This is a genomic window from Paraburkholderia sp. SIMBA_030 (assembly GCF_046535245.1).
Classification (GTDB): Bacteria; Pseudomonadota; Gammaproteobacteria; order Burkholderiales; family Burkholderiaceae; genus Paraburkholderia.
Window position 1 is genome coordinate 239,462 of record NZ_JAWRXB010000001.1, and the last position, 23,172, is coordinate 262,633.

A 23,172-nucleotide genomic window follows, 5' to 3' on the forward strand; every position below is an offset into this window, starting at 1 on the left:
GAGAGTTTCTCGCAGGTTTCAAAAGAGTGCGGCTACGCCGAGATCACTGCCCGCCGACATATCAGAGCGGCGGAACATCTCCTCCATTGGGCCGAAGTCGAACGTCTGCCCTACGACACGCCGAATGAAGCGATTTTGCGGCGGTTCGACGAGCATCTGGTGCGATGCCGATGTCCAGGCGACGGACATACGCACCGGCTTGATTTGCTCAATGGCGGCAGGTTGTTCCTTGAGCATCTACAGCGGATTGGCGTGACCAACGCTTCGACCGTTGTCAAAAAGAACAAGCTGATTGTGGATAGTCACAAGCATGTGCCGGCGACCGGACTGATATTCTCTCGCTTGAAAAACGGATGCCGAATCCCCCTCCGCCCTTGAAATAACGGCTTAGATCGGCCCCGATAAGAGCGAGTCCATGACAAGTCCCGGCGTATCGTTCATCGCCAGCCTGCCGCTTGGGGGCTGCAGCGGTACCCCTTCCATCGGGGTATTCGGTGCGTTCTTTCCTGACTGGCTGTTCTGTACCGCTGCGGGGGTCGTCGGAACGCTCAGCGTGCACAGGGTAGTGAGCAAGCGGCACCAGCTCGGGGTCCTGAATCCGTTGGCCCTCAGCTATCCAATGTTGACGACACTGCTCGCCGTGTTGACGCGGCTCCTCTTCTTCCCTCGGTGATCCCCCGGAACCGCGATCATGAGCCATGCCCCGGACAGGCCCCGAAGCAGATGGCCCTCCATCCTGATCACGCTGGCCGCCGCCGTGCTGCTCGGATTCGCGCTATCGCGCCTGGACAACGCCCCGCAGACCGACGATGCCTCTGTGTACGCGGATACGATCGACGTCGCCCCGGAAGTCAGCGGGCGCATCGTGGATCTTGCCGTGCGCGACAAGCAGGCCGTCGGGCAGGGACAGGTGCTGTTCAGCCTCGATTCCCGCTCCTATCGGGATGCGCACCTCCGTTCGGCTACTGGGCAACCATGGCCACTCTGCTGATTCTCCCGCCGTCCATCGCGACGACCTGGCCGTGCGGTGTCGAACGGGCAGCGGGCAGTACCGCCGGCGCAGCATTGGCCGTTGTCATCGGCTTCCTGGTTCATACGCCGTTGGCGATTTCGCTGGTCGTGTTTCCGCTGGTGTGCCTCACGATGGCACTGCGGCGGGTTAGCTACAGCCTCTACGTGATTTTCCTGACCCCGACCTTCGTGCTGGTCGACGACTTCGCGACACCCGCCAACGAGTTCGCCTATGCCATGGCACGCCTTGGCAACAATGTCCTGGGCTGCGTGATCGCATTGATCGCGGCGTACCTTCTCTGGCCCACCCCCAGAGCCGGCAATCCTGCCGGCGCAGACGCGGGCGCGGAGCCGCCGGATACGAGCGAGCCGGCGCGAGACAAGATTCGCGGCGATGCGCAAACTCCCCACGGCGACGCCCCCGCGGCGGTTGCGCGAGATGGCATGCAGCGACGTCCGGGCGTGCTGGATCTGCTCGGGGTAGAGCCGGATGACGCTGGGGCGGGCGCGAACGTCTCGCCGCGTTCTTGCGCGCAACCCCGGCTGCGGATCGTGACTGGCGGCACCGTGAGCGGGACGGCCGAAGCCCGCCGCGGCCACCCCGAGACACGCTTTCGCTCGAAGGCCGCCGGGCGGGTCCGGCTCGCTGCCGGCACCCCAGCGGAGAAGTGATGCCGCGGCACAGACCCTATGCGACTCAGGCGGCGGATGTGCCGCAGGACCATGCTATCGAAAACCTGATCGGAGACTCGATACGCCCCCTACACATTCTCAATCCCTCAAGACAGCGAAATGGTTTGCACTGGGTCAATGACGAAGGCTCCCGAAATCAGCGATCGACTGCGGGACAATATCGCGTCGCTCGCTGACGAGCCTTCGTACCTCATTGACCGCTACTATGCGGCGGTCATGCGGGTAGACGGATATGCGAGCCTTGGACTATCCGAGAAAAGGGATATTCGGAACTCGATCGGCTTGCTCGTGAAGCGCTGGTGCCGTTCGATTCTCGAACAGGCTTGGTTCACGCCCGCGGAGATGGAGAAATTCGAAGCGTCGGTCAGGCGGCGGGTCCACCAGGGCATTTCCCTCGTAGCCATACTGTGTGCCTTTCGGCTGGGCACCAAGGAGCTTTGGCTAGCTCACCTCGACCTGGCGGAGCACGATAACACGTTGCGCGACGAGCTGCTCTTCGTGATATCGCCGTACCTGCTCGAATATTCCGACTTCATGGCCCAGGTCATCGGGCGGGTATTTCTCGACGAACAATTCCAGCAGACGAGCTGGCGGGCCGAAGTGCGGCGCCAGCTGTGCGATCTGGTATTCAACGGCACGAACGACGACCAGGACTTCTGCCGGATCGGACGCAGCCTTGGGTTCGATTCGACCGCGCCGCGCACCGCATTGGCCATCGATTACGAGCTGAGCGACGTGTCCAGGATGAATTCCGAGGGCGCCCTCGGGAACCTTGTCCACGACATTGCGCGTCATATCAAGATCCCCGCCGATCACGTCGTTTATGTCACACGACGCGGCTGGCTCGTCCTATGGGTTCCCTGCGCCTGTGGAAGCTCGTTGATTTTCAGTCAACGCCTGCTGTTAGAGGCGATCATCGCCTTTGCGAAAAAGTCGGGCGAGGTCCGGGCCGTTGGCGTCGGATTCGTGAATCAGGGAGCGAAGGGGTGGGCGACATCGGCGGAGGAAGCGATGACAGCGCTCAACTTCGGGTTGCACGGCGATGGAGCAAGAAAGGTGTACCTGTATTCGGACATCGCCATTGACGAAAGCATTCGTTCCAACAGGAGCGCTCTGCGCTACTTCGAATCCATACTTGGGGAAATCCTGCATGAGAGGGACTTGATGAAGACCTTGGAGTGCTACTTCGACAACAGCCAGCGCCGTAAGGCTACCGCTGCTTCACTTGGCATACATCCCAACACGCTGAACTACAGGATCGCCCGCATCGAGACGTTGCTTGGCGCCGAACTCGATGCTCCAAGCTGGATAGCCCGGCTCTTTATCGCCCTTAATCTGCGCAATGCAATCAGTGTCAATCCGGGGGGCGGCGCCGAAGACTCTACCACCGGGACGGAGGATTGATCCAGCGTCTGCATCTGACCCAAGATTACGGTGGCGACCCGGCGTTAATATGTACAGTTGAATGGCAAAATGAGGATGCTCCATGAACGCATCGGTTATCTCTGCCCTGGCTGCGCTTGTCGGCGCCGCCATCGGCGGCATGACTTCGGTTCTTGCCTCGTGGCTGACCCAACGCACCCAGGTTCGTGCGGAGTGGCTAACGCATGACCTCACCTGGCGGCAGGAGCTGTACAAGGCGTTCATCGAGGAAGCGACGAAGTGCTATGTCGACGCGCTGCAACACGACAAGCCCGATCTCGCCGGGCTCGGCAACCTCTACGCGAAGATCAGCCGCATGCGCGTCCAGTCGTCGCGCGAAGTCGCGGACGAAGCCGACGTGATCGGACGCAAGATCGTGGACACCTATCTCGCGCCAGACAAGTCCTTCATCGAGATTCGCGAGATGCTCGCGGATGGCTCGATCGACATTCTCGGCAAGTTCGGCGACGTGTGCCGCGCGGAATTCGAATCGCTGCGCGCACAGCAGTTCTGAGCAGAATACGTGCGCCGTTCAACGCGGCTTCAGTTCGACAGGCGGATCGGCGAGATAACCGCCGCCGAGCGCCTTTGTCAACGCGATCTCCTGACTGAGCACTTGCCCGTTGAGCGTGAGCAGAGCGACCTGTTCCGCGATCACGGGCTGGCGCGCTTCGAGCGCCGCGAGCCGGCTCGTCAGTCCGCGTTGATAATAGGCTTCGACGCTGTCCCTCGTGAACGCCACCGATTCGATCCGTTGTTTTCGCAACTCTGCCTCCGCGTCGAGAGTCTGCAGACGGCTACCCGTCTGCGCGACGTCGCGCACCGCGTTGAGGACAGCCTGGTTGTACTGCTCGATCAACAGGTTGCTCCCCGCGCGTGCGCCGTTCAGGTTCGCGTTGAGCCTGCCGCCGTCGAAGATCGGCAAGGTCAGGCCCGGAATCAGGTTGATCTGCTGGCTTGCGTGCGTGAAGAGGTCCGCGAGATGCAAGGCGTCGAGGCCGAAAAACGCCTTGATGTCGAAGTCCGGATAAAACGCCGCCTTCGCTGCGTCGATCCGGTCGAACGAGGCCTCGACATACCATCGCATCGCCTGCAGATCGGGCCGTCGGGCCAGCAGTTCGTACGAGAGCGTCGCCGGCAAGGCCGCCTGCGAGCGCGGCAGCGCGATGGGTTCGATGGCGGGCAGGCCATCGGGTCCCGCGCCGGCCAGCGCCCGCATCGATTCGCGAAACTGCTTTATCTGCCCTTGCGCCGACACGATCTGCTGTTCGATGGCCAGCTGCTGCGCGCGTGCTTCTTCGAGCAGGGTGCGGGCTTCGAGGCCGCGCGCCGCACGCGCTTCGTGTGCTTGCACCGCGAACACCGCCACCTCATGCGATTCGTTCAGCAGATCGATGAGCTGATAAGTCGTTTGAATGCCGTAGTAAAGCTGCGCGACATCCGTCGAGATTTCGAGTTCGACAGCGGACGTCTCGGCGAGCCGCGCATTGCTCACGCCGAGCGACGCGGCGACCTGCGCGCGTTGCTTGCCCCAGATGTCGATGTCCAGGCTTGCGCCTAGCCCGACGATGCCCTCCGTGTACCACGGCCCCGTCAGCCCCGCAGCCGGTTCGTTCTTCGCGAACGGGCCGAGAAAGCCGTTCGCGGAAATATGCTCGCGATCCAGCGACGCCAGCGCGACAACCTGAAGGTCCCATCAGATGGTCGGCCCGCAAACGCCTGACAATCAGATAGATGACGACCGTGAGCAGAACGCCCGCGACGATACAGAACAGCCAGTCGGGAAAATACGCGCCGAGCACGCCGATGGATGGCGAACCTGTGCACCCTGACACGAGAACCGCCGCAATCGCGGCCATCCCGATTGCAGGCCTTGGACATCGGTCTCTGGCGAGTGGACTATATCGTTTCAAAGTCGTCCCTGTGGGAAGGCCCCGACCTCATCGTCATAATCTGGTCCTCTCTCGGGATACGTTTCAATACTCGCCGGCCACTGGTACATCGCGCCGAGGCATCCACACCCAGCCCTTCCCAGCTGCCGGCTTCGGTCTACTCAATGAATCGACTGCATTGCCATACTTGCAAGAATCCGGAATGGCAATGCCACAAGTGCCGCACCGGATACACCGATGCACCACAAGGCGACAAACCACACGCCATGGTAAATGAAAGACCGATTCATATGGAACTCCTTATAAATTGACCGGAGCGGCAACCTCGGTTTTCTTGACGCTTGGCCGCGTTCGTTTCGCTCAGTCATAACCGGCATCGTGAGTGACCTTGCCGCGAAACACCCAATACCCCGCTGTCGTATAAACGAGGATGATTGGCATGATGATGACCGCTCCGACCAGCGCGAATAGCTGACTCGAACGTGGAGCGGCTGCTTCCCAGAGGTTCAGCGAGCCAGGTATCGCATAAGGCCAGATGCTGACCAGCAGGCCAATGTATCCAAGGGTGACCAAGACGAGCGCCAGCAGAAACGAAAGACAGCCGCGACGCTTTCGCGCGACGCCGAACATCAGCACAGCCGCGCCGGCGACCAAAAACGGTATGGGAAGCAGCCGATGCAGGAGTCCAGATTCGAACCAGCGCCTGGCGATCGCCGGTGCCGATAACGGGGCCCATATCGAGACGGCAACGATGAAACCGAGCAGCGCGGTCGTCAGCGGCGTCACCAGACGATGCAACCTGCGCTGCAGGTCGCCATCGACTTTCATCACGAGCCAGCATGCACCCAGCAACGCATAGGTCGCCATCAAGCCGAGTCCCACGAGCAGGCTGAACGGCGTGATCCAAAAGAACGTGTCGCCCGAGAATTCCCGGTTCGTCGTCACCGGTAATCCCTGCAGATACGAAGCGAGAATCACGCCTTGCATGAACGTTGCACCCGCGGAGCCGAACATGAAAGCGAGACTCCACAGATTCTTTGTCCTTCTCGCCCTGCCACGGATCTCGAACGAAACCCCACGGAAGATGAGGCAGACAAGCATCAGTACGATGGGCAGGTAAAGCGCTGAGAGTGCAATGGAATAAACCACGGGAAATGCCGCGAACAGAGCTGCTCCGCCCAACACCAGCCATGTCTCGTTGCCGTCCCAGATTGGGGCAAGCGTCAGCATCATCCGGTCACGTTCGCCGGTATCCGGGAAAAACGGAAATAGGATGCCGACTCCGAGGTCGAACCCATCGAGCACGACGTACATGAACACGCCCAGCGCAATGATCGCCGCCCATACAACAGTGATGTCCATTCCGGCCTCCGCTTCCTGATTGAGCTGTCGCCCACTGGTCAATCTGCCGCAGCCAGGACACGTCGCCCGCTGCCCGTGGTTGCCCCAAGGCCTGTCGGGAACGTAGACAAAGCGTCAACCGAAGGCCCGGCGGCAAGTAACTTGAAGATGTAAAAGATGCCCGTGCCGAAGACCACGCAGTAGACCATCACGAAGATCATCAATGAACCGCTGGCGCTCTGGCTCGTGATCGGAGACACCGCCTGAGCCGTCCGAAGATAGCCATAAACGACGAATGGTTGCCGGCCGACCTCCGTCGTAATCCAGCCGGCGATCAGCGCGACGAATCCGGCGGGGCCCATCGCAACCGAAAATCGTTGGAAGAGTCGATTCTCGAATATTCTCCCTTTGCGACGCAGCATCAGGCCGATCAATGCCAGCAACACCATCAGCATGCCGAGACCGGCCATCAGGCGGAAGGTCCAGAAGATAATGGAAGAATCAGGCCTGTCCTCTTTCGGAAATTCCTTGAGCCCTTTGATTTCGCCATCCCAGCTATGCGTCAGGATGAGACTTCCTAAATGCGGTATCTGAATTGCGTATTTGGTCACTTCGTCGTTCATATCAGGGAATCCGATAAGGTTGAGCGCCGTGCCTCCCTTCTCCGTTTCCCATAGACCCTCGATCGCGGCAATCTTTGCCGGCTGATACTGACGGGTATTGAGCCCATGCTGGTCGCCAATCAACATCTGCACTGGGGCGAGTATCAAAAGCAGCCACAAGGCCATCGAAAACATGGTCTTGACCATGGGATCGCGTCTGCCTTTGAGCAAGTGCCATCCACCGGTTCCGGCCACGAGCAATGCCGCCACGATGAACGCCGCGATGGACATGTGAGCAAGCCGATAGGGAAAGGACGGATTGAAGACGATCTTGAACCAGTCGACCGGCACCACGTGACCGTCTGAAACGCTGAATCCTTGTGGCGTTTGCATCCAGCTATTGGATGCCAGGATCCAGAATGTCGAGATCAAGGTGCCTATCGCTACCAGAACTGTCGCGCCGAAGTGTGCGCTTCGGCCCACCTTCTCCCAACCGAACAACATCACGCCCAGGAATCCCGCCTCCAGGAAGAAGGCTGTCAAGACTTCATAGGTCAGAAGGGGTCCCGTTATCGGTCCTGCGAACGCTGAAAAGCGCGCCCAGTTCGTTCCGAACTGGTAGGCCATCACCACGCCGGAGACCACGCCCATGCCGAATCCGACAGCGAAGACCTTCGACCAGTAGATGCACAGCACCTTGTAATACGGCTTTCCCGTCTTGAGCCACGCGCCTTCGAGCACAGCGATGAAACTCGCCAGCCCGATGCTCATTGCAGGGAAGATAATGTGGAAAGACACAGTGAAGGCAAACTGTATTCTTGAGAGATCCAAGGCACTGAGATTCACGACAATCACTCCCAGCCTGAGCGCGCGGTCGGCGGCCCATGCGTCACGATGTTTTAGGGCCCGCCAACGCCCCGCCGCGGGCATTGCGATGCCGAGACCAAGCGCCGTGCTCTGACGGCCGCAGCGGGCATGCACTCACTTGTCTTGAACGAGTTCCAGGTTGGTGGGGTGCGCCCGGGCACCCGAGGCACATGAACCTGTCAGGCAAGGCGAATGTTTGGTTGAACCAGTCCGTTGATCCGTTCCGCCGTCCAGAGCAGTGTCGCTTTGCGAAACCCATGCAGCGCCTGCTGATGACGCCGGTACAGCATCGCGTGACTGAACTGGGCGAGGCGACCCCGAATGAGACCGCCCGGAAAGAAGCCAAACCGCCCTAGCGTGCCGAACGCATCGTAGTCGCTCAATGACACGAGCGATCCAAAATCCCGGAATACGAAACCGGGAAACGGCTTGCTTTGACAGAGCCATTCCGGCAAGTGGCGCGCCAAATAATTCGCCTGCTGAGCGGCTACCTGCGCGGTAGGAGGAAGCGGTCGTTGCGCACCTTCCAGCGTCAGGCTCGCACAATCGCCGAGAGCGAAGATCTGCTCATCGTGCAAGACCTGAAGCGTCCTCGACACTACAATCTGGTTTGCCCGGTTTGTCTCCAGACCAGCGAGACGGTTCATGAAATCTGGCGCTTTGACACCGGCAGCCCATACCATTAAATCCGCTTCGGCGAGCGCCCCGTCCCCGTACCGAAAACCTCCTGGTTCCGCCGAAGTGACCGCAGTAGAGGTCAGTACGCGAAATCCGATGTTTTCGAGCCGTTGCTGGCTAGACGCAGAAATCTCCTGTGGGAAGGCAGGTAGCACGCGCGGCCCGCTCTCAAGAAGAGTCAGACTCAGCCTGTCCCTGATGGTGGTATCCCCATAGCTGGCAGCGAGCTCGAGAAGGCGGCTCAGTTCGGCCGATAACTCGACACCGGTCGCGCCGGCTCCGACAATCGCCACTCTCAGCTGCTCATCCTTGACGACGCTGCGAATAGCACGCGCGCGCAACGCGACGTTGAACGTCTCTGCCTGCTGTTGGCTGTCGATGAGATGGCATTGCTCCTTTACACCCGGCACGCCAAAATCGTTCGCGCGGCTGCCTAGCGACAGAACCAGCACATCGTATGGAACCGTTCGCGGTTCAAGCACCAACGTACCGTCTTGCGCCCTTATCGCGTCAAGCTGCACCTCGCGCAGCTGCCGGTCCAGTCCGCACATCTCTCCCGGTTGATACGTGAAACCGTGGTCGCGCGCGTGCGCGAGATAAATTACCCGCTGCTGGTTCACGTCACGTGTACCGGCCGCAATCGTATGTAGCATCGGTTTCCATATATGCGTCGGGCTGCGGTCGATCAAAGTGACGGTAGCCTCGCCCGGCCGGCCTAACCGGTCGCCGAGCCTGGTCGCAAGTAGAATCCCAGCGATTCCCCCACCTACAATCACGATACGAGTTGGCTTTGTCATTGCAAACACTCAACGAATGATGGACAACGTCCGATAGCTCGGCGGGATCAGACGGAATGCCCGAAGGTCGGGGAACCGGGTCTGCTTCGCTACCGGCATCGGGCGCTGCAAGCGTCCAAGCGGCTCGCCGGTCGATGAGGCTGTGTCAGGCAAGGGCGGGTGAGGACCGCGCGCCGGAGGCGGTGGCGCTCCTCGCTTCCTTTGAAGACCGGTTTGTGCTTCTGAAGGAAGGCCCTCGCCCCTTCAGCAAAGTCATCGGTGAAACCCAATGTACGCTGCAAGTCGCGCTCTAAACTCACACGCTCGACGAACGTGTTCAGAAACGAAACGAGACGCAGTCGCGGTGCTGACATTCAGGTGCTCCGCAGCTGAAGTAAAGCTTTTGCAATCCGCTACGCGCACAAAGTACTGCATGCGTTTCATAAGATCCATCTCTCACCCCTGCAACCGGACTTCACTATTCGCTTGCCCGCAGCGCGAGTAAGCCGAGTAGAGCGCGATCGCGTTGCGCTGCCAGGTCGTCGAGCGAACGTTTGCCGGCTTCGTCGCGGACGCCAGCAACGACGGCTTCACGGACTTTGGCATCGATCTGGGGGGAACCCAGAACTTTCCACCAGGCGTTCATGGGCACCGTGAACTGATCGAAGAAATGGTCGATGCCCCCTTGCCCCCCTCCGAGGTGGAACAGTAACGTTGGGCCCATCACGCCCCAACGCAAGCCCGGGCCCCAGCACACCGCGGTGTCCGCATCGGCAACGCTCACCACACCCTCCGCGATCAGATGGACCACCTCGCGAAACAGGGCCGCCTGCAGACGATTGGCAACGTGGCCCGGAACCTCCTTGCGCAGGCGTATCGTCTTCTTGCCCAGGCCGCGATAGAACGCGCTGACGCGTTCAATCGTCTCTTCCGATGTCTTCGCGCCGCCGACGATCTCGACAAGCGGAATGAGATGCGGCGGATTGAATGGATGGCCGATCACGCACCGCTCAGGGTGGTTCGCGCAGGCCGACTGGATCTCGCTCATCGTCAGGCCCGACGAACTCGACGCAATGATCACGTCCGGCGCCAAAGCCTCATCGAGACGCCGATAAAGATCTTTCTTGAAGTCGATTCGCTCCGGGCCGTTTTCCTGAACCAGATCGCTGCCGGCGAGGGCGGCGTCGAGGTTGTCGGTGAATTCCAGCTTCGACGGCGCAGCTCCGGATGCGAGGCCCAGTTGCTCCAGTGCAGGCCAGGCGGCCGAGATGAAATCGTCGAGCTTTTTCTTTGCGTCGGGAGCGATGTCGGTGGCGACCACCTCCAGCCCTTTCGCAAGAAACAGCGCAGCCCAGCTCGCGCCGATAACGCCCGTCCCAATGATCGTGACTCGTTTGATTGGCTTGGCCATGACAGATGATCTCCCGTAAACTTAAACGAACGCACTGAAGCCGCTGACTGCCTTGCCGACGATCAGCGAATTCATTTCGCGCGTGCCTTCATAGGAATACAGCGCCTCGGAATCAGCAAAGAAACGAGCGACGTTATAGTCGAGCACAATACCGTTGCCGCCCAAAATCTCCCGGGCTGATGCGACCGTTTCGCGCATGCGTACCGTGCAGAAGGCCTTGGCAAGCGATGCATGCTGGTCCAGCAGCTTGCCTTGGTCCTGCAATTCGGCAAGCCGTACGACCAGGCATTGCGACGCAGTGATATTGCCAAGCATCCTGGCGAGGTGGTCCTGCACCATCTGGAACGATGCGATTGGTTTGCCGAACTGCTCGCGGGTCTGCGCGTAGTGCAGCGCATGTTCGTAAGCGCCCATGCTGCAGCCGACGGCTTCCCACGCGACGTATTGACGGGTAAGACGAAGGACCCGCGCCGTATCGCGGAAGGACAGGTCGCCCTGGAGGCGATTCTCTTCAGGCACCTGGCAATTGTCGAGCGTGATCACGCCGTTCTGAACGACTCGCAGTGCGATCTTGTGCTCGATTTTTTCGACGGAGAAACCAGGGGTGGTTTTGTTCTCGACGATGAAACCCTTGACCTGATTGTCTTCGACATCGCGTGCCCAGATAATCGACAGGTCGCACCAGGGAGAATTTCCGATCCACCGCTTTTGACCATTCAGGACCCACGTATTGCCTTCCCGCTTGGCGGTTGTCAGCAGCCCCCCACCTGCGCCCGACCCTACCAGCGGTTCGGTCAATCCGAAGCAACCGACTTTTTCCAATCGTGCCATGGGTGGCAGCCATTTCTGCTTCTGTTCCTCTGAACCGCCAAGATAGATCGATCCCATTGCCAGCCCACTGTGGACCCCGAAGAAGGTCGCGATGGACGAGTCGACGCGCGCCATTTCCATGGCGATAAATCCATCGAGAAGCGTGCTGCCGCCAGGGCAGCCGTAGCCGTCAAACCCGACCCCGGCGATATTGAGATCCCTGATCTCGGGGATCAGCTCGAACGGGAACGCGTCCTCAGCCCAAAACTTGTTGATCACGGGAGCAACCCGGCTCTCCATGAAGGCACGCACCCGCTTTAGCAGGGCTTGTTCGGTATCACTCAGGAGTTCGTGAATCAGATAGAAGTCGCTGTCGGGGGCCGGAAGCGGGTGGTTTGGCTTCGCGCTGGCAGTCATGATGATTTCCTCAAGGGCGTTGATCAGGATGCGTTAGAGGGGGCGCGCAGATAGTCGTGAACGACTTCTGCGCCCGCGATCGTCAGATCGGTCAGGATATGGATTGCTGATAGAACCTCGAGCACAGGCAGCTTTGCGACGGGCGCGAAACAATGGGGATGCAGTTCCAGAGAGGCAGGCCCGGTCCACGCTCCTTTCACCGTGATGTCGGTCACGTAATACTTGACCAGTTCGCAGACCCGGGCCGACCCGTCGACGTGAGGCAGGATTTTCAGCAGGAAGCCCGGTGCCTCGAGCGTCCTCTTGACGGCGGCGAGATCGAGCGGCTCGTATTTGTAAGCCATGGTTGCGGTCGCAACGCGCACGCCGTTGTAGTCGAGGGTTCCCACCAGCGCATCGTTGCGGATTTCGAGCTTCGGTTGCGCGAGTACTTTGGGAAAGCCGAGCAGTTCACGGCCGGAAGCAATGCCGGCTTCACTGTCGAGGTACATGGCGTGGGTAAAGCCGCCGGACATACCGTTGAACGACACCGGCACGACTTGACCCGATTCGGTGTAGGAACCCAGCCCGCTTGAATCGGGCATCCTGATGAACTCGTATTTGACGATCGGCTCTGCCGGAAGCAGCGGCGCAGGTACGACGCTGGCAAGCGCTTGCGGATCAGTGCGATAGGTAATGATGATGAATTCACGATCTACGAACCGGAAAGGCGGCTTGGGATAGGCTGGGCTGCTGATCGGCATCGCGTAAGCGCGCGCGCGGATTTCGTCTTCAGTCATGGAAAGCTCCGAGTGTGTTGTGGGGCTATAGCCCGTCAGTGGCTTGCCGCCAGAGGCGTTGGTTCAAATCGTTAAACGCGATCAGATTCAGACCGGGTCTTCGAAGCGCGCGACCACGCCCGCGTCGTGAAGGCGTGCGATTTCGCTCTCGTTGAAGCCCATCTCTTTCAGGATCTCGGCACCGTGTTCGCCAAGTTGCGGCGCGGCGCACGGCTTGACCTTCTGCTCTCCCATGATCTGGATCGGATTGCTGACCGTTCGCATGGCGGGCTTGCCCGGCACGTCGAGCGGCACGACTATCCCATTGGCCGCCAACTGGGGGTCGTGAATGATCTCCTCGGCAATCTGCACGACGCCGAAAATCACTCGTGCGGCGGAGAGCGCCTGTTTCCAGAAGGCAAGCGGCTGGCTGGCGAACAACGGGTCGAGAATCTCGACCAGTGCGGCCGCGTTGTCGGTGCGCCGGTCGTCGGTAAAGCGCGGGTCGTCCAGAAGCTCGGGCATGCCAACGGCGCGGGTGAAGGCAGGCCAATCCTTGCGTTGGGCCGCGACCAGCAGGATCCAGCGCCCGTCGGCTGTCTGGTAAGGGTTGAGCAGCGCGTTGGGTGGATTTTTTCGATCGTGCTGGGCGAAGAACTGGCCGCCATTGAGACCACCCTCGACCCACGCCGCTGCTGCCCAGATACCGTTGGCGATCAGCGACGTCGACACATGGCTTCCTTTGCCGGTCGTGGCGCGCACATAAAGCGCCGTGACGATCGCGGCATAGAGTGTCGTTGCCGTGGCGTGGTCGCCGATCCCGGGAATGGGAAGCGTCGGCGGGCTGCCGGCATCGTGGGTGACCTCCATGAGACCGGAGCGTGCCCAATAGGCCGTGACATCGAAACCCGGGGTGTCCGCCTCGGGCCCCTCGGAACCATAGCCGGTAATGTCTGCGTAGATCAGCTTTGAGTTGAGCGGCGAGAGGGCCTCGTAGGTCACGCCCAAAGACGCCTTCACACGTGGCGGGAAGTTGACGACCACGACATCTGCCCATTGAACAAGGCGCACCAGTACTTCTCTGGCTCCACTGGACTTGAGATCGATGGCGATGCTGCGTTTGTTGCGGTTCGTCAACTGCCAGGCGTAGTTTGTGTTGGCCACCGGGTTCGGCGGCATGGTCGAGAAGAAGCGATAGACATCGCCCGTACCCGGAGGCTCGATCTTGATGACGTCTGCGCCGAAGTCGGCCAGAATCGTAGTGGCTGCGGGACCCGCAATGTAGCTCGCGAGATCGAGCACCTTGAGACCTGAAAAAACGTGTTGTCCGTCCATCATGAAAGTTCTCTCGATTCGGGTTTAGGTTTTGACTCTACGCAGGTGGAAGCTCGTCTGGATCGTGAGCCGGAACAGCGAAGAGTCGTCACGTCTCAACGACCCTGGAACTTCGGTGGGCGCTTCTCGAGAAAGGCGCTGGTGCCTTCTTTCATGTCCTCGGTCGCGGCGCATAGCGCGAAAAGTTTCCCTTCCAGGGCGAGTCCTTCTGGCAAAGCCGCGTTGAGTCCAAGGTTGACGGCATTCATCGCATATGCGACGGCCAGCGGCGCGTTAGCGGCAATCTGCGCCAGAATCGCTTCGGCGCGAGCGATCAGACTGCCGGCTTCCACGATTTCGTTCACGAGGCCGATCCGATAGGCCTCCTCTGCTGACACCATCTCGCCGGTGAGGATGAGTTGCAGCGCAACGCCTTTGCCGACGAGGCGAGGGAGTCGTTGCGTTCCGCCAAAGCCTGGGATGAGTCCCAGCCTGATTTCAGGCTGCCCGAACTTCGCGCCCGGACTGGCTAGCCGGATCGTGCAGGCGAGCGCGGTTTCACATCCGCCGCCAAGTGCCAGGCCGTTCACTGCAGCAATGACTGGCTTGCCGAGTTGCTCGATGAGATCGAGAAGTGCTTGACCCGCACGTGTCCGGCGTTCGGCCTCAATTGGCGTTGCCTTGGCCAACTCGCTGATATCGGCACCGGCGATGAATGCGCGATTGCCTGCGCCGGTTATGATGACGCCACGAATCTGTGGGTCGTCTTGCGCATCTTCGAACGCCGCGCGTAGTTCGGCGATCGCCTTCTGGTTCAGCGCATTCATCACCTCGGGACGGTTCAGCGTCACATAGGCAATCGCATTTCTCTTTTCGTAGAGAAGGGCGTCGAAAGAGGGAACAGATAAATTGTGTGACATCAGATCGATCCTTCCGCGTTCATGGACATCCGGCGCCTTCCCGGTCGGGTGTTGCGTGTTCATCCCGGTAGCGATCAGTGTCAAGATCGACCTGTCGACCTCCGCCTGTCCGCATACCAGTTCAGGCTGCGAGCGAGCTAGCTGCCTTCGCGAGAAAGTCGGCAATGATCTCGGGGTGAGAGACCATCGACACGTGGCCGCTTTTTACGTTGAGTCCCGCCGAAAGCACGGGAATACGTCGAGGCATGTATTTCATCAATCCAGTTTGGCGAGGAGCTTAGTACTCAATTTACATCGTTGTCTTTTGCGGCGAAATTGCATATTCATGTAATGCGGAATGCTTCATTCGGCGTTACTGGGACGAGTTGCCGGGCCCGCAGACCTGTCGAGCGGTGATCCAAACCTGCTCCACGACAGCGGCGAGAATCATGAAATTCGAATTGACGGGGGGCCGGATGCGAATCGGGCGATAGATGTGGTTGCCCGCGCGGACTGTTGCGCGCGCCAACCCGCAGATGCCCGAATGTCGCGCTACGCCGATCCTCCAGATCTGATCGTCATATCGACACGCAGTGGCGTCCAGCCATGACACACTGATGGTCGAGTCGCTCGCACGCGCCAGTATCTTTACCGTGGCGGCGGCCAGACGCTGAACCTGTCTTTTTCTTCGCAGCGGAAAGTCGGGCCTGGAGGGCAGACATCGTCCGCGCGCCGGCCACCATCTGCGAGCGAGCCCACCAGGTGTGTCCATATAGGACAATCCGAACCCAGCAGTCCCCATTAAGACTCCTCCTTACCTTGTGCGTAAGTTCAAATCGACGGCAGCGAGCACAACTGATCTTAAGAGTATCTTGTCCTGTCGTATATGTGAGAACTCACAACGCAGTTAGCTCTTTTCCCAATGCCGATACGCGCAGGGGCTACAAATGGTTGTCGCTGAACAGGATGTTGTGGATGCAGGTGGCAAGTCAGGCCAAGCGGTGAACACGTTTACGCCTTTTTTCCCGGTGGCCTCCCGGAATAGTCGTTGCCAGACGCGAATAGCCCGACTACGTCGACTTGGTTGAACCTCGAAGCTTGATCGCAATATCGAGCTTGGATACCCAGCCCGCGTCGTCAAGGCGTGCTCCGAGGATATTCTCGATTCGTTCCAGCCGGTAATTCAGCGTATTCGGATGAATGCCAAGAACGCTTGCGGTTACTTTTCTTCGCTGCAGATTATGGAAGTAGGTCTCGAGTGTTTCGAGTAAGCCCGGTTCGCTCCCGATCTGTTCGACCAGAGAGACAAGGTAGCGCAGCGCGTTTTTCGTACCGCGCACGCTTTCTTCGACCACGATTTCCGAGTACAAACGCACGCGCTCTTCGCCGCCGCGGCTGCGGCCGAAACTGAGCGCGCGGCTCGCTTCCTCCGCAGACATCGCCCAGCCTGCCGCACCTTCTCCCACGAGGCCGATACCGATCGCCTTGATTTCTGGCACTGTTTCCGCGATCGACGTGATCTGCTTGCTCATTCGGCGGTCACTCGTGCTCATCAGATCACCGAGCCGGGATGGTATCCACACGAGCAATTGCCCGCGGTGCCAGACGTCGACGAGTTCGTCGACGGGAAATTTGAGCCGGCGGGCAGTAGCAATGACAATTCGGTCAAGTTCGCTTTTGAACGTGGGCGAATTACTGTCGATCGAGTACATGTCGATGGCCAGGGCTATTCTGGGAATAGTTGCGTCGAGCCGGAGGGCCGCTGCGGTCTTGGCGAATCCTTCGGTATCTTCGGGGTGGTAGAAAATAATGCTGTGCAACTGATATCGAAGTGATTCTCGCCAGCGAGCCTGTTTATACTGTTCGTCCAGGTAAGCCTGAGAGATGATCTGCGCGAGAATATCGAAGAACTCCATCAGAAACGGAGAGATCCGGAATAACAGTTCGTCGCGCAAGGGGTCGCTTTTCTCGTCCAGTTCCGTATAGAAACACCATAGCTCGCGCGAGCCCAGTCGGAACGCGCGGAGCAGCACGTCGAGGGGTACGCCCTGGTGGACCCGGCGGCGCCCGAAGTCCCGGAAGATCTCGAATTCTTCCTCGGATGGAGCGCTACCCGACAACAGAGTGTCGAACCAAAGCTTCACAGACCAGTTGATCGAATTGCGTGTGTCGAGTTTGGTCGGGATATCCTGATCAGCGTACGGCTTGATGCTCATCAACGCCGCGTAGACCCGATTGACGGCGCTCCCATGATTCAGAGCCAATTTCTCTGTCCACTCGCGTAGGGCTGGCGATATTTCGGGGATGTTCGTTGTCACGTTTTGCGCTCCTCCGTGATTCATTGAGGTTTATCGCGTACCCACCCCATATCCCGACGCATGGCATGACAGCTGTGACTGCCTCTTCAGGCTGACTTATGTCGAGGCTGCGTTGATGCCCTATTTTTTTCTACGTCGAACGCGCCGAAGCCCCGTTGGGGAATGATAAGCGCGAAAGCGAGACAAGCGAAGTCGAAATGCATTTGTCACAATCAATAAAGGCATTGCGACTTTAACCAACGAAGAGGCGGCCACTTGAAGAGCAACTGCCAGACGTCGCTAACAGGACGAGTCGACCTGTAGTTGTGCCTTCACCTCCTATTGCGAAAGACAGATAGTCAAGTCGCTCAAAACGGTCTACGCTCCGTTAGCTACCTGACCGTATCCAATCCAACCGTCGCCTTGAACGCGAAGCCCAGCGCAATGTCGAATTAATGCGGCTGACGGGCCGCCTGTCAGTTCGTCGTGCTATGCCAGCGTCTGGACCTCTTCGCCGAAGCGCTATGGCCGCGATGTACCTGCACGGTGTATTCGGTGACACCAAGGACTGCCGCCGCCTGCTTGTTGAGCAGGCCGCTTGAGATTAACGGCAAAAGCTCCTGCTCGCGAGGCGTCAGCGATTGGTAGAGAGCATGGAGCAGCGGGCGTCAACCGTTATTCGTCGGCATCGCTGGGCACATTGACAGTGAGGCAGATGTTTGTACAGAAGTCGGCGGCGCGAACGCGAGTGCGAACCTGTACTCGTTGGTCGAAACGCGCCGCGCTAACCGCATCGATCCCTACCGTTACCTCCACCGGCTCTTCCAGAAACTTCCGCTCGCCACGACCGTCGAGGACTACGACGCGTTGTTGCCCTGGAAAATGCCCGCCGACCTTCGCTGAGTCCCCGCTGCCGCCTCTCAGAGTTTGACGCTACAACTCTGAGAGGCGTGAATACCGTAAGCGGCTCGTCTGGGCCGTTGTGGACAGCGCATTGAGTGTTTGGGTAATTTGGTGTCCACCAAATTATTGCGGACACCAAAGTGGACAATACATTGAAGGCGCGCGCGGCCGGTGGCGCATATAAGCGACCGAATTTCCCTACGGAGTTCAAACGGCGCCTGGTAGAGCAGTCATTTGAGCCGGGTGCCTCGGTGGCGTTGATTGCGCGTGCCAACGAGGTTAATGCGAATTTGCTGTTCAAATGGCGACGGCAGTATCTGCAAGGTGCCTACGGCATCCCGTCGCTTCCCAACCCCACGATATCCGATGCTGCCCGGGAGAGTACGCCGCTGTTGCCGGTGAGTATTGTCGCCGACGCGGCCGGATCGACCCCGGTGACGGTAGGTGATGCGGGCGGCGTGAACACCGTGGTTGAGAACGTGTGCGAGGTGGTGTTCGGCAACGCGAGCCTGCGGATTCGCGGCGAGGTCTCGCCGCAGACACTGCGGCTGTTGATCCGTGAGCTGTCGCGATGATCGGCCTGCCGGCGGGCACACGTATCTGGATCGCCGCAGGGGTGACCGACATGCGCTGCGGCTTTCAGGGCCTGGCCGCCAAGGTACAGACGGCGCTTGAGGAGAATCCGCTGGGCGGTCACGTGTTCATCTTCCGCGGCCGTCGCGGCGATCTGATAAAAATTCTTTGGGCTACCAGCGACGGGCTATGGCTGCTTGCAAAGCGGCTCGAACGTGGCCGCTTCGTTTGGCCGCAGGCCGATAGCGGCAAGATCCATCTGACCCACGCCCAGCTGTCGATGCTGCTCGAAGGCATCGACTGGCGGCAGCCACGCCGCACCGCTGAGCCACTGTCGATGTTGTAAACCGCGCGGCACCTGCGTAAACTGCGTGGCATGCCTGATGCCAGCGACCTTCCTGACGACATCGATGCACTCAAGGCCTTGCTGCTCGAGGCGCGGGCGTCCCTGGCCGAGCGGGATCTGGAAATCGAACGGCTCAAGGCGCAAATCGACAAACTCAAACGCATGCAGTTCGGCCGCAAGTCCGAGAAACTGGACCGGCAAATTGCGGAACTTGAGACCCGACTGGAGGATCTGACCGGCAGCCGTGGCGTGGCCGAGACGCGCGAAGCGCAGGCCGGCAGCAGCAAGGCGAGCGCGAACCGTGCTTCACGCGAGGCGCTGCCGGAACACCTGCCGCGCGAGGAGCATGTGCTGGAGCCGGATCCGGTTTGCCCCGAGTGCGGCGGCCAGATGCAACCGCTGGGCGAGGACGTCTCCGAACAGCTTGGCCGCATTGCGGCGGCGTTCACGGTCATCCGCACCATCCGGCGCAAGAAGGTTTGCGCGTGCTGCCGCCGCATCGTGCAGCCGCCTGCGCCGAGCCTGCCGATCGAGCGCGGTATCGCACACCCGAGCCTGCTTGCCGACATTCTCGTGGCCAAATACGCGGATCACCAGCCGCTGTACCGGCAGTCGGTGATTGCGGCACGCGACAAGGTCACGCTGGACCCGGCGAGCATGGGCCGATGGGTCGGCATGTGCGAGGCCCTGGTCGATCCGCTAGTGGAGGCGTTGCACCGCTATGTGATGGCCGGCACGAAGCTGCATGCGGATGACACGCCGATTCCCGTGCTCGCGCCAGGCAACAAAAAGACCCGAACCGGACGGCTGTGGGTCTACGTGCGTGACGACAGCCGGGCAGGCTCGAAGGAACCTCCTGCGGCGTGGTTTGCCTACTCGCCCAACCGGCGCGGGGAGCATCCTCAGCGCCATCTGGCCGGCTTCAGCGGCATCCTGCAGGCGGACGCTTACGCCGGTTTCGACGAGCTGTTCAAGGATGGCTCGGTTCGCGAAGCGGCGTGCCATGCGCACGCGCGTAGAAAGTTTTATGACATTCACGTGCGCACGCCGTCGGAGACCACCACCAGGGCGCTCGGATACATCGGCGAACTCTATGGCATCGAAGCCGGCATCCGCGGCAAGCTGCCAGCCGAGCGGCTGCGTGTGCGGCAGGAGCAGGCCAGACCCTTGCTCGAAAGCTACGGCATGTGGCTCAGGGCGAAGCTCCAGACGTTGTCGGCCAAGTCGGAGACGGCCAAAGCGATCAACTACTCGCTCAACCAGTGGGATGCACTGATGCTGTATTGCGACGACGGCACGGTGGAGATAGACAACAATGTCGCCGAAAATGCGCTGCGTTGTGTAGCCCTGGGCCGCCGCAACTTCCTCTTCGCAGGATCTGACAGCGGCGGTGAGCGGGCAGCAGCGATGTACTCGCTGATCGCGTCGTGCAAACACAATGGCATCGACCCGCGCGCTTACCTGTGCCACGTGCTGACCTGTATTGCCGATCATCCAATCAACCGCGTCGACGAATTGCTGCCCTGGCGCGTTGCCGCACACCTGCAAAATCCGCCCCAACCTGCGGTTCCGACCGGTTGAACAACAGCGGTGGACAGCACGCCCCGATCGCCCGGAACGGCTCACACACGCTGAGCCGGTAGCCGACTGCACCTGGGACAGCGGTCCGTTACCCGGTAACGCTAAAGGGCTACCGTGGAGCCTGGAAGTAGGTATCCCATTCTGCGGAGTCCGGATCGAGCCTGCGCACGATCGCCGCGTCCGCCCGCACTACCAGCCGCTCCAGCATCTCACGCTTCGTTACCGAGTAACGGCGTGCCAGCCGTGCGAGCGCGAGATCGGCTTCAGTGGTCACCCACATATCAAGCCGCCGCTCCCCGTTGCCATCGTTTCCAGCTGTCGCCCGCCTTGCCCGGAAGGCGGCCTGCCGCTCTGCTGTTGTTTGCGCCATCGGTTTCTCCTCGTCGTTGTTACCCGGTAACGATATGTCCGAACTCGTTACCGGGTAACGCAAAATACCCAAAGGAGATAGCATGTCCCGCTTCACATCCCGTCGTCCAGAAAAACCCGAACGGTCCAGGCGAGGCGCTTACTGAATACCCCGGTTGACGTGCAGTGCTGGGGCACCCTGTGGCCGCTTTGGAGGGTCCGTGGCCCAATCGATCCCATTCGCGCGAGACACGCGGGCCACCTGCTCGCCAGTGTCACCGGCGTACACGGGCCGGACTCCAGCTTTATGTAATAGCGGTCCTTCCTCATGCTCACTATCATGAAGACAAGGTAGGACTCTGAAGCGAACCCCAACCCGGTGAGCGTTCAATGCTCCGGCCTGTTAGCACGCCGTTGCCCGCGCATCGCGCGACCGACATACGGCGGGACCAGTTCGTGCCGCTTTCACGGACACGTCCGGTCGATTCCCTCGTTCGCAGTGGACGCGTCGGGACACATGTCGCCACGCTGTTCACGCGCTTTGACGCCGTCTGCTTCGAAGCTTCTTGCAATGACGAGGTGATCCTGATCTTCCCGACTTTTCGAAGGAGCAGCCATCATGCAGGAAGCAGTTAAAACCGACCGTACACGGTTCCACACCATGGTCCTTTTCGGCGTCCATGGACTCATCGAGGCGCCTCCCCATCGTCCCGTTCGCTCAGAATATCGCGCCGATTCGTACCAGCAGTGCGCAATCAAGATGTTGGAACGCCACGGCCCATATGCTGCCACCGTCGCATGGAGCGCCGCGGTCGCCTGCGGCTATGCGGAGCCACTCTGGCGGCGCTGTGTTGCACGTTGCACGCAAGAGCGGCGTCTGCGCAGTGAGCGGACAGACCATCGCCGCAAGTGATGCCGTGTATCGCCCTCGCCTCGCACAACCGGCTCTCCGAAACATCGAGGCCATGATTCTGGCCTCCGTGATGGAGGCGATCCCACTCGCGGACTTTGTCTAACTGATCCCGATAGCCGACGCGAGTAGGAACGCCATCAAGAGCCCAGCAAATCACCGAAATGTTGCAGCGCAGCGAAGAATGACATGGTTTGCGGTGCGGGGGCCATATCGACAACAGCCACTTGTCGAGGGGCGCGTCGCACGGTCAGCTTTGAAAGCACTTTCTGACCTTTGGAGGTTTCGATGCCAACGCTTTCACACTGGATAGTAGTCCTTAGCGGTTCCTACATGGAATACACAACGTGTACATGGAACGCCAAAAACGTCTACCGGCGCACGGTCGGTTATGACCAGTTGGTCTGGTGCTGACGGCGGCACAGGGTGTAAGCCCCTCGAGGCTAGTTGGTTCGATTTATCGAAGGAGCCTTCCTGTACACCGATTGCAGTACGACGGCCGTTACCGACTGGTGGCTCCGAAGGGGACAACACGCACCGCTTTGGCTTTGACGTGGGTCTTCCTGGCCTATTTGAATTCAGAACCCGCCGGTCATCATCAATCACGGCAACCGTTCGAACCCGTGGTGTGGGAATTTTTCCCCGGGTCTTAGAGACCAACAAAGGATTGGCGTTAGCGTCAGGCATCGAATGTTGTCGTGGACGATGTTTCGAGCTGCAGTTTGCTTGCCTGCCTGACCAGCGTGGCAAACGAATCTGCTTGCATTTTTCTCATGATGTGGGCGCGGTGAACCTGCACGGTGTATTCGGTGATACCAAGGACTGCCGCCGCCTGCTTGTTGAGCAGGCCGCTTGCGAGTAACGGCAAAACCTCCTGCTCGCGAGGCGTTAGCGATTGGTATAGAGCCTGGAGCGCTGCTGCATCTTCCGCCTCCTTGCGAAGAACGTGCGCCGTGGCAAGGGCCGCATCGACCGCGCGCATCAACGCATCTTCGTCGAGGGGTTTTGTGAGGAAGTCAACAGCCCCGCCCTTCATGGCAAGAACCGTGGACGGCACATCTCCCCTTCCGGTAATGAAAATGACGGGAATCTGTGAGTCCCTGCTGACAAGCTTCTGGACTTCCAGGCCATTCATGCCTGGCATCCTCAAATCCAGGATCAGACATGCAACGACCTTTTGACGCGGTGTGTCCAGAAACTCTCTGCCGGAGTTGAATGCGCGGACGTTTCTTCCGTTTGCGCGCAGCAGCGCAGAGAGTGCTTCTCGCACCCGGCTGTCGTCGTCGACCATATAGACCAGTTCGCTTGCGGATTCCATGGAAC

The 23,172-nt window shown here is 59.9% G+C and carries 24 protein-coding genes and 3 pseudogenes; 10 read left to right on the forward strand and 17 right to left on the reverse strand.

All coding sequences use genetic code 11. The features are described 5' to 3' along the window. Nucleotides 1-18 precede the first annotated feature (18 nt). Nucleotides 19-237, reverse strand: a complete 219-nt coding sequence (locus tag SB772_RS01025; RefSeq protein ID WP_410831425.1) for a hypothetical protein — start codon at nucleotides 235-237, stop codon at nucleotides 19-21. A 178-nt stretch (nucleotides 238-415) separates the two neighbouring features. Here SB772_RS01025 and SB772_RS01030 point away from each other — a divergent pair, with 178 nt between their 5' ends. The 5 genes and pseudogenes from SB772_RS01030 to SB772_RS01050 all read left to right on the forward strand — a co-directional run bounded on the left by SB772_RS01030 (nucleotide 416) and on the right by SB772_RS01050 (nucleotide 3,640). Next, a complete protein-coding gene (locus SB772_RS01030; protein ID WP_410831426.1) occupies nucleotides 416-673 on the forward strand; it encodes a YtcA family lipoprotein in 258 nt (85 codons plus the stop codon). 18 nt (nucleotides 674-691) lie between these two features. Then, the gene (locus SB772_RS01035) at nucleotides 692-991 is read left to right on the forward strand and encodes a biotin/lipoyl-binding protein (protein WP_410831427.1); all 300 of its coding nucleotides are present in this window, start codon (nucleotides 692-694) and stop codon (nucleotides 989-991) included. Next, nucleotides 952-1,320, forward strand: a pseudogene (locus tag SB772_RS01040) (FUSC family protein); the annotation flags it as partial. The gene SB772_RS01035 and the pseudogene SB772_RS01040, both read left to right, overlap by 40 nt. Nucleotides 1,321-1,821: 501 nt before the next feature. Next, nucleotides 1,822-3,108: a PucR family transcriptional regulator gene (locus SB772_RS01045; protein ID WP_410831428.1), complete on the forward strand. Its 1,287-nt coding sequence runs from the start codon at nucleotides 1,822-1,824 to the stop codon at nucleotides 3,106-3,108. An 82-nt stretch (nucleotides 3,109-3,190) separates the two neighbouring features. Beyond that, nucleotides 3,191-3,640, forward strand: coding sequence for a hypothetical protein (locus SB772_RS01050; protein ID WP_410831429.1), 450 nt, complete (start codon nucleotides 3,191-3,193; stop codon nucleotides 3,638-3,640). A gap of 18 nt (nucleotides 3,641-3,658) precedes the next feature. Here the strand turns inward: SB772_RS01050 and SB772_RS01055 are convergent, their stop codons facing one another. From SB772_RS01055 to SB772_RS01120, 14 genes and pseudogenes are all read right to left on the reverse strand, one after another. After that, complete coding sequence (locus SB772_RS01055; protein WP_410831811.1) at nucleotides 3,659-4,801, reverse strand: MdtP family multidrug efflux transporter outer membrane subunit; 1,143 nt, start codon at nucleotides 4,799-4,801, stop codon at nucleotides 3,659-3,661. 82 nt (nucleotides 4,802-4,883) lie between these two features. Beyond that, a pseudogene (locus SB772_RS01060) lies at nucleotides 4,884-4,985 on the reverse strand (YtcA family lipoprotein); the annotation flags it as partial. Between the two features lie 393 nt (nucleotides 4,986-5,378). Further along, entirely contained in the window at nucleotides 5,379-6,380 is a 1,002-nt protein-coding gene (cydB, locus tag SB772_RS01065) for a cytochrome d ubiquinol oxidase subunit II (protein WP_410831430.1), read from the reverse strand. Between the two features lie 38 nt (nucleotides 6,381-6,418). Beyond that, nucleotides 6,419-7,813 (reverse strand): cytochrome ubiquinol oxidase subunit I, encoded by a 1,395-nt coding sequence (locus SB772_RS01070; protein ID WP_410831812.1) that lies wholly within the window; start codon nucleotides 7,811-7,813, stop codon nucleotides 6,419-6,421. 194 nt (nucleotides 7,814-8,007) lie between these two features. Further along, nucleotides 8,008-9,303 carry an NAD(P)/FAD-dependent oxidoreductase gene (locus SB772_RS01075; protein WP_410831431.1) on the reverse strand — a complete coding sequence of 432 codons (1,296 nt, stop codon included), beginning with the start codon at nucleotides 9,301-9,303 and terminating at the stop codon, nucleotides 8,008-8,010. A 252-nt stretch (nucleotides 9,304-9,555) separates the two neighbouring features. Next, complete coding sequence (locus SB772_RS01080; RefSeq protein WP_410831432.1) at nucleotides 9,556-9,735, reverse strand: LysR family transcriptional regulator; 180 nt, start codon at nucleotides 9,733-9,735, stop codon at nucleotides 9,556-9,558. 25 nt (nucleotides 9,736-9,760) lie between these two features. Continuing rightward, on the reverse strand, nucleotides 9,761-10,693 hold the full coding sequence (locus SB772_RS01085; RefSeq protein ID WP_410831433.1) for a 3-hydroxyacyl-CoA dehydrogenase NAD-binding domain-containing protein: 933 nt from the start codon (nucleotides 10,691-10,693) through the stop codon (nucleotides 9,761-9,763). Nucleotides 10,694-10,714: 21 nt separating this feature from the next. Continuing rightward, entirely contained in the window at nucleotides 10,715-11,920 is a 1,206-nt protein-coding gene (locus tag SB772_RS01090; RefSeq protein WP_410831434.1) for an acyl-CoA dehydrogenase family protein, read from the reverse strand. Nucleotides 11,921-11,943: 23 nt separating this feature from the next. Further along, entirely contained in the window at nucleotides 11,944-12,699 is a 756-nt protein-coding gene (locus SB772_RS01095; RefSeq protein WP_410831435.1) for an acetoacetate decarboxylase, read from the reverse strand. Between the two features lie 87 nt (nucleotides 12,700-12,786). Then, on the reverse strand, nucleotides 12,787-14,016 hold the full coding sequence (locus SB772_RS01100) for a CaiB/BaiF CoA transferase family protein (protein WP_410831436.1): 1,230 nt from the start codon (nucleotides 14,014-14,016) through the stop codon (nucleotides 12,787-12,789). A 92-nt stretch (nucleotides 14,017-14,108) separates the two neighbouring features. Next, nucleotides 14,109-14,975 (reverse strand): enoyl-CoA hydratase/isomerase family protein, encoded by an 867-nt coding sequence (locus tag SB772_RS01105; RefSeq protein ID WP_410831437.1) that lies wholly within the window; start codon nucleotides 14,973-14,975, stop codon nucleotides 14,109-14,111. Between the two features lie 289 nt (nucleotides 14,976-15,264). After that, nucleotides 15,265-15,693 carry a DUF3331 domain-containing protein gene (locus SB772_RS01110; RefSeq protein ID WP_410831438.1) on the reverse strand — a complete coding sequence of 143 codons (429 nt, stop codon included), beginning with the start codon at nucleotides 15,691-15,693 and terminating at the stop codon, nucleotides 15,265-15,267. A gap of 268 nt (nucleotides 15,694-15,961) precedes the next feature. Next, complete coding sequence (locus SB772_RS01115) at nucleotides 15,962-17,209, reverse strand: PucR family transcriptional regulator (protein ID WP_410831439.1); 1,248 nt, start codon at nucleotides 17,207-17,209, stop codon at nucleotides 15,962-15,964. Nucleotides 17,210-17,664: 455 nt separating this feature from the next. Beyond that, a complete protein-coding gene (locus SB772_RS01120; protein ID WP_410831440.1) occupies nucleotides 17,665-17,802 on the reverse strand; it encodes a hypothetical protein in 138 nt (45 codons plus the stop codon). A gap of 121 nt (nucleotides 17,803-17,923) precedes the next feature. On the opposite strand from SB772_RS01120, the pseudogene SB772_RS01125 reads away from it, so the two are divergent. The 4 genes and pseudogenes from SB772_RS01125 to tnpC all read left to right on the forward strand — a co-directional run. After that, nucleotides 17,924-18,091 (forward strand): annotated as a pseudogene (locus SB772_RS01125) (transposase domain-containing protein); the annotation flags it as partial. A 140-nt stretch (nucleotides 18,092-18,231) separates the two neighbouring features. Next, entirely contained in the window at nucleotides 18,232-18,666 is a 435-nt protein-coding gene (gene tnpA, locus SB772_RS01130) for an IS66-like element accessory protein TnpA (RefSeq protein WP_410831441.1), read from the forward strand. Beyond that, a complete protein-coding gene (gene tnpB / locus SB772_RS01135) occupies nucleotides 18,663-19,010 on the forward strand; it encodes an IS66 family insertion sequence element accessory protein TnpB (RefSeq protein WP_410831442.1) in 348 nt (115 codons plus the stop codon). Before tnpA ends, tnpB begins: the two co-directional genes overlap by 4 nt. A 30-nt stretch (nucleotides 19,011-19,040) precedes the next feature. Continuing rightward, on the forward strand, nucleotides 19,041-20,591 hold the full coding sequence (gene tnpC / locus SB772_RS01140; protein WP_410831443.1) for an IS66 family transposase: 1,551 nt from the start codon (nucleotides 19,041-19,043) through the stop codon (nucleotides 20,589-20,591). A 109-nt stretch (nucleotides 20,592-20,700) separates the two neighbouring features. On the opposite strand, the gene SB772_RS01145 is transcribed toward tnpC, so the two are convergent. After that, nucleotides 20,701-20,871 carry a hypothetical protein gene (locus tag SB772_RS01145; protein WP_410831444.1) on the reverse strand — a complete coding sequence of 57 codons (171 nt, stop codon included), beginning with the start codon at nucleotides 20,869-20,871 and terminating at the stop codon, nucleotides 20,701-20,703. 892 nt (nucleotides 20,872-21,763) lie between these two features. On the opposite strand from SB772_RS01145, the gene SB772_RS01150 reads away from it, so the two are divergent. Beyond that, nucleotides 21,764-21,955: a DUF3331 domain-containing protein gene (locus tag SB772_RS01150; protein WP_410831445.1), complete on the forward strand. Its 192-nt coding sequence runs from the start codon at nucleotides 21,764-21,766 to the stop codon at nucleotides 21,953-21,955. 573 nt (nucleotides 21,956-22,528) lie between these two features. On the opposite strand, the gene SB772_RS01155 is transcribed toward SB772_RS01150, so the two are convergent. After that, nucleotides 22,529-23,167 carry a response regulator transcription factor gene (locus SB772_RS01155; protein ID WP_410831446.1) on the reverse strand — a complete coding sequence of 213 codons (639 nt, stop codon included), beginning with the start codon at nucleotides 23,165-23,167 and terminating at the stop codon, nucleotides 22,529-22,531. Nucleotides 23,168-23,172 lie beyond the last annotated feature (5 nt).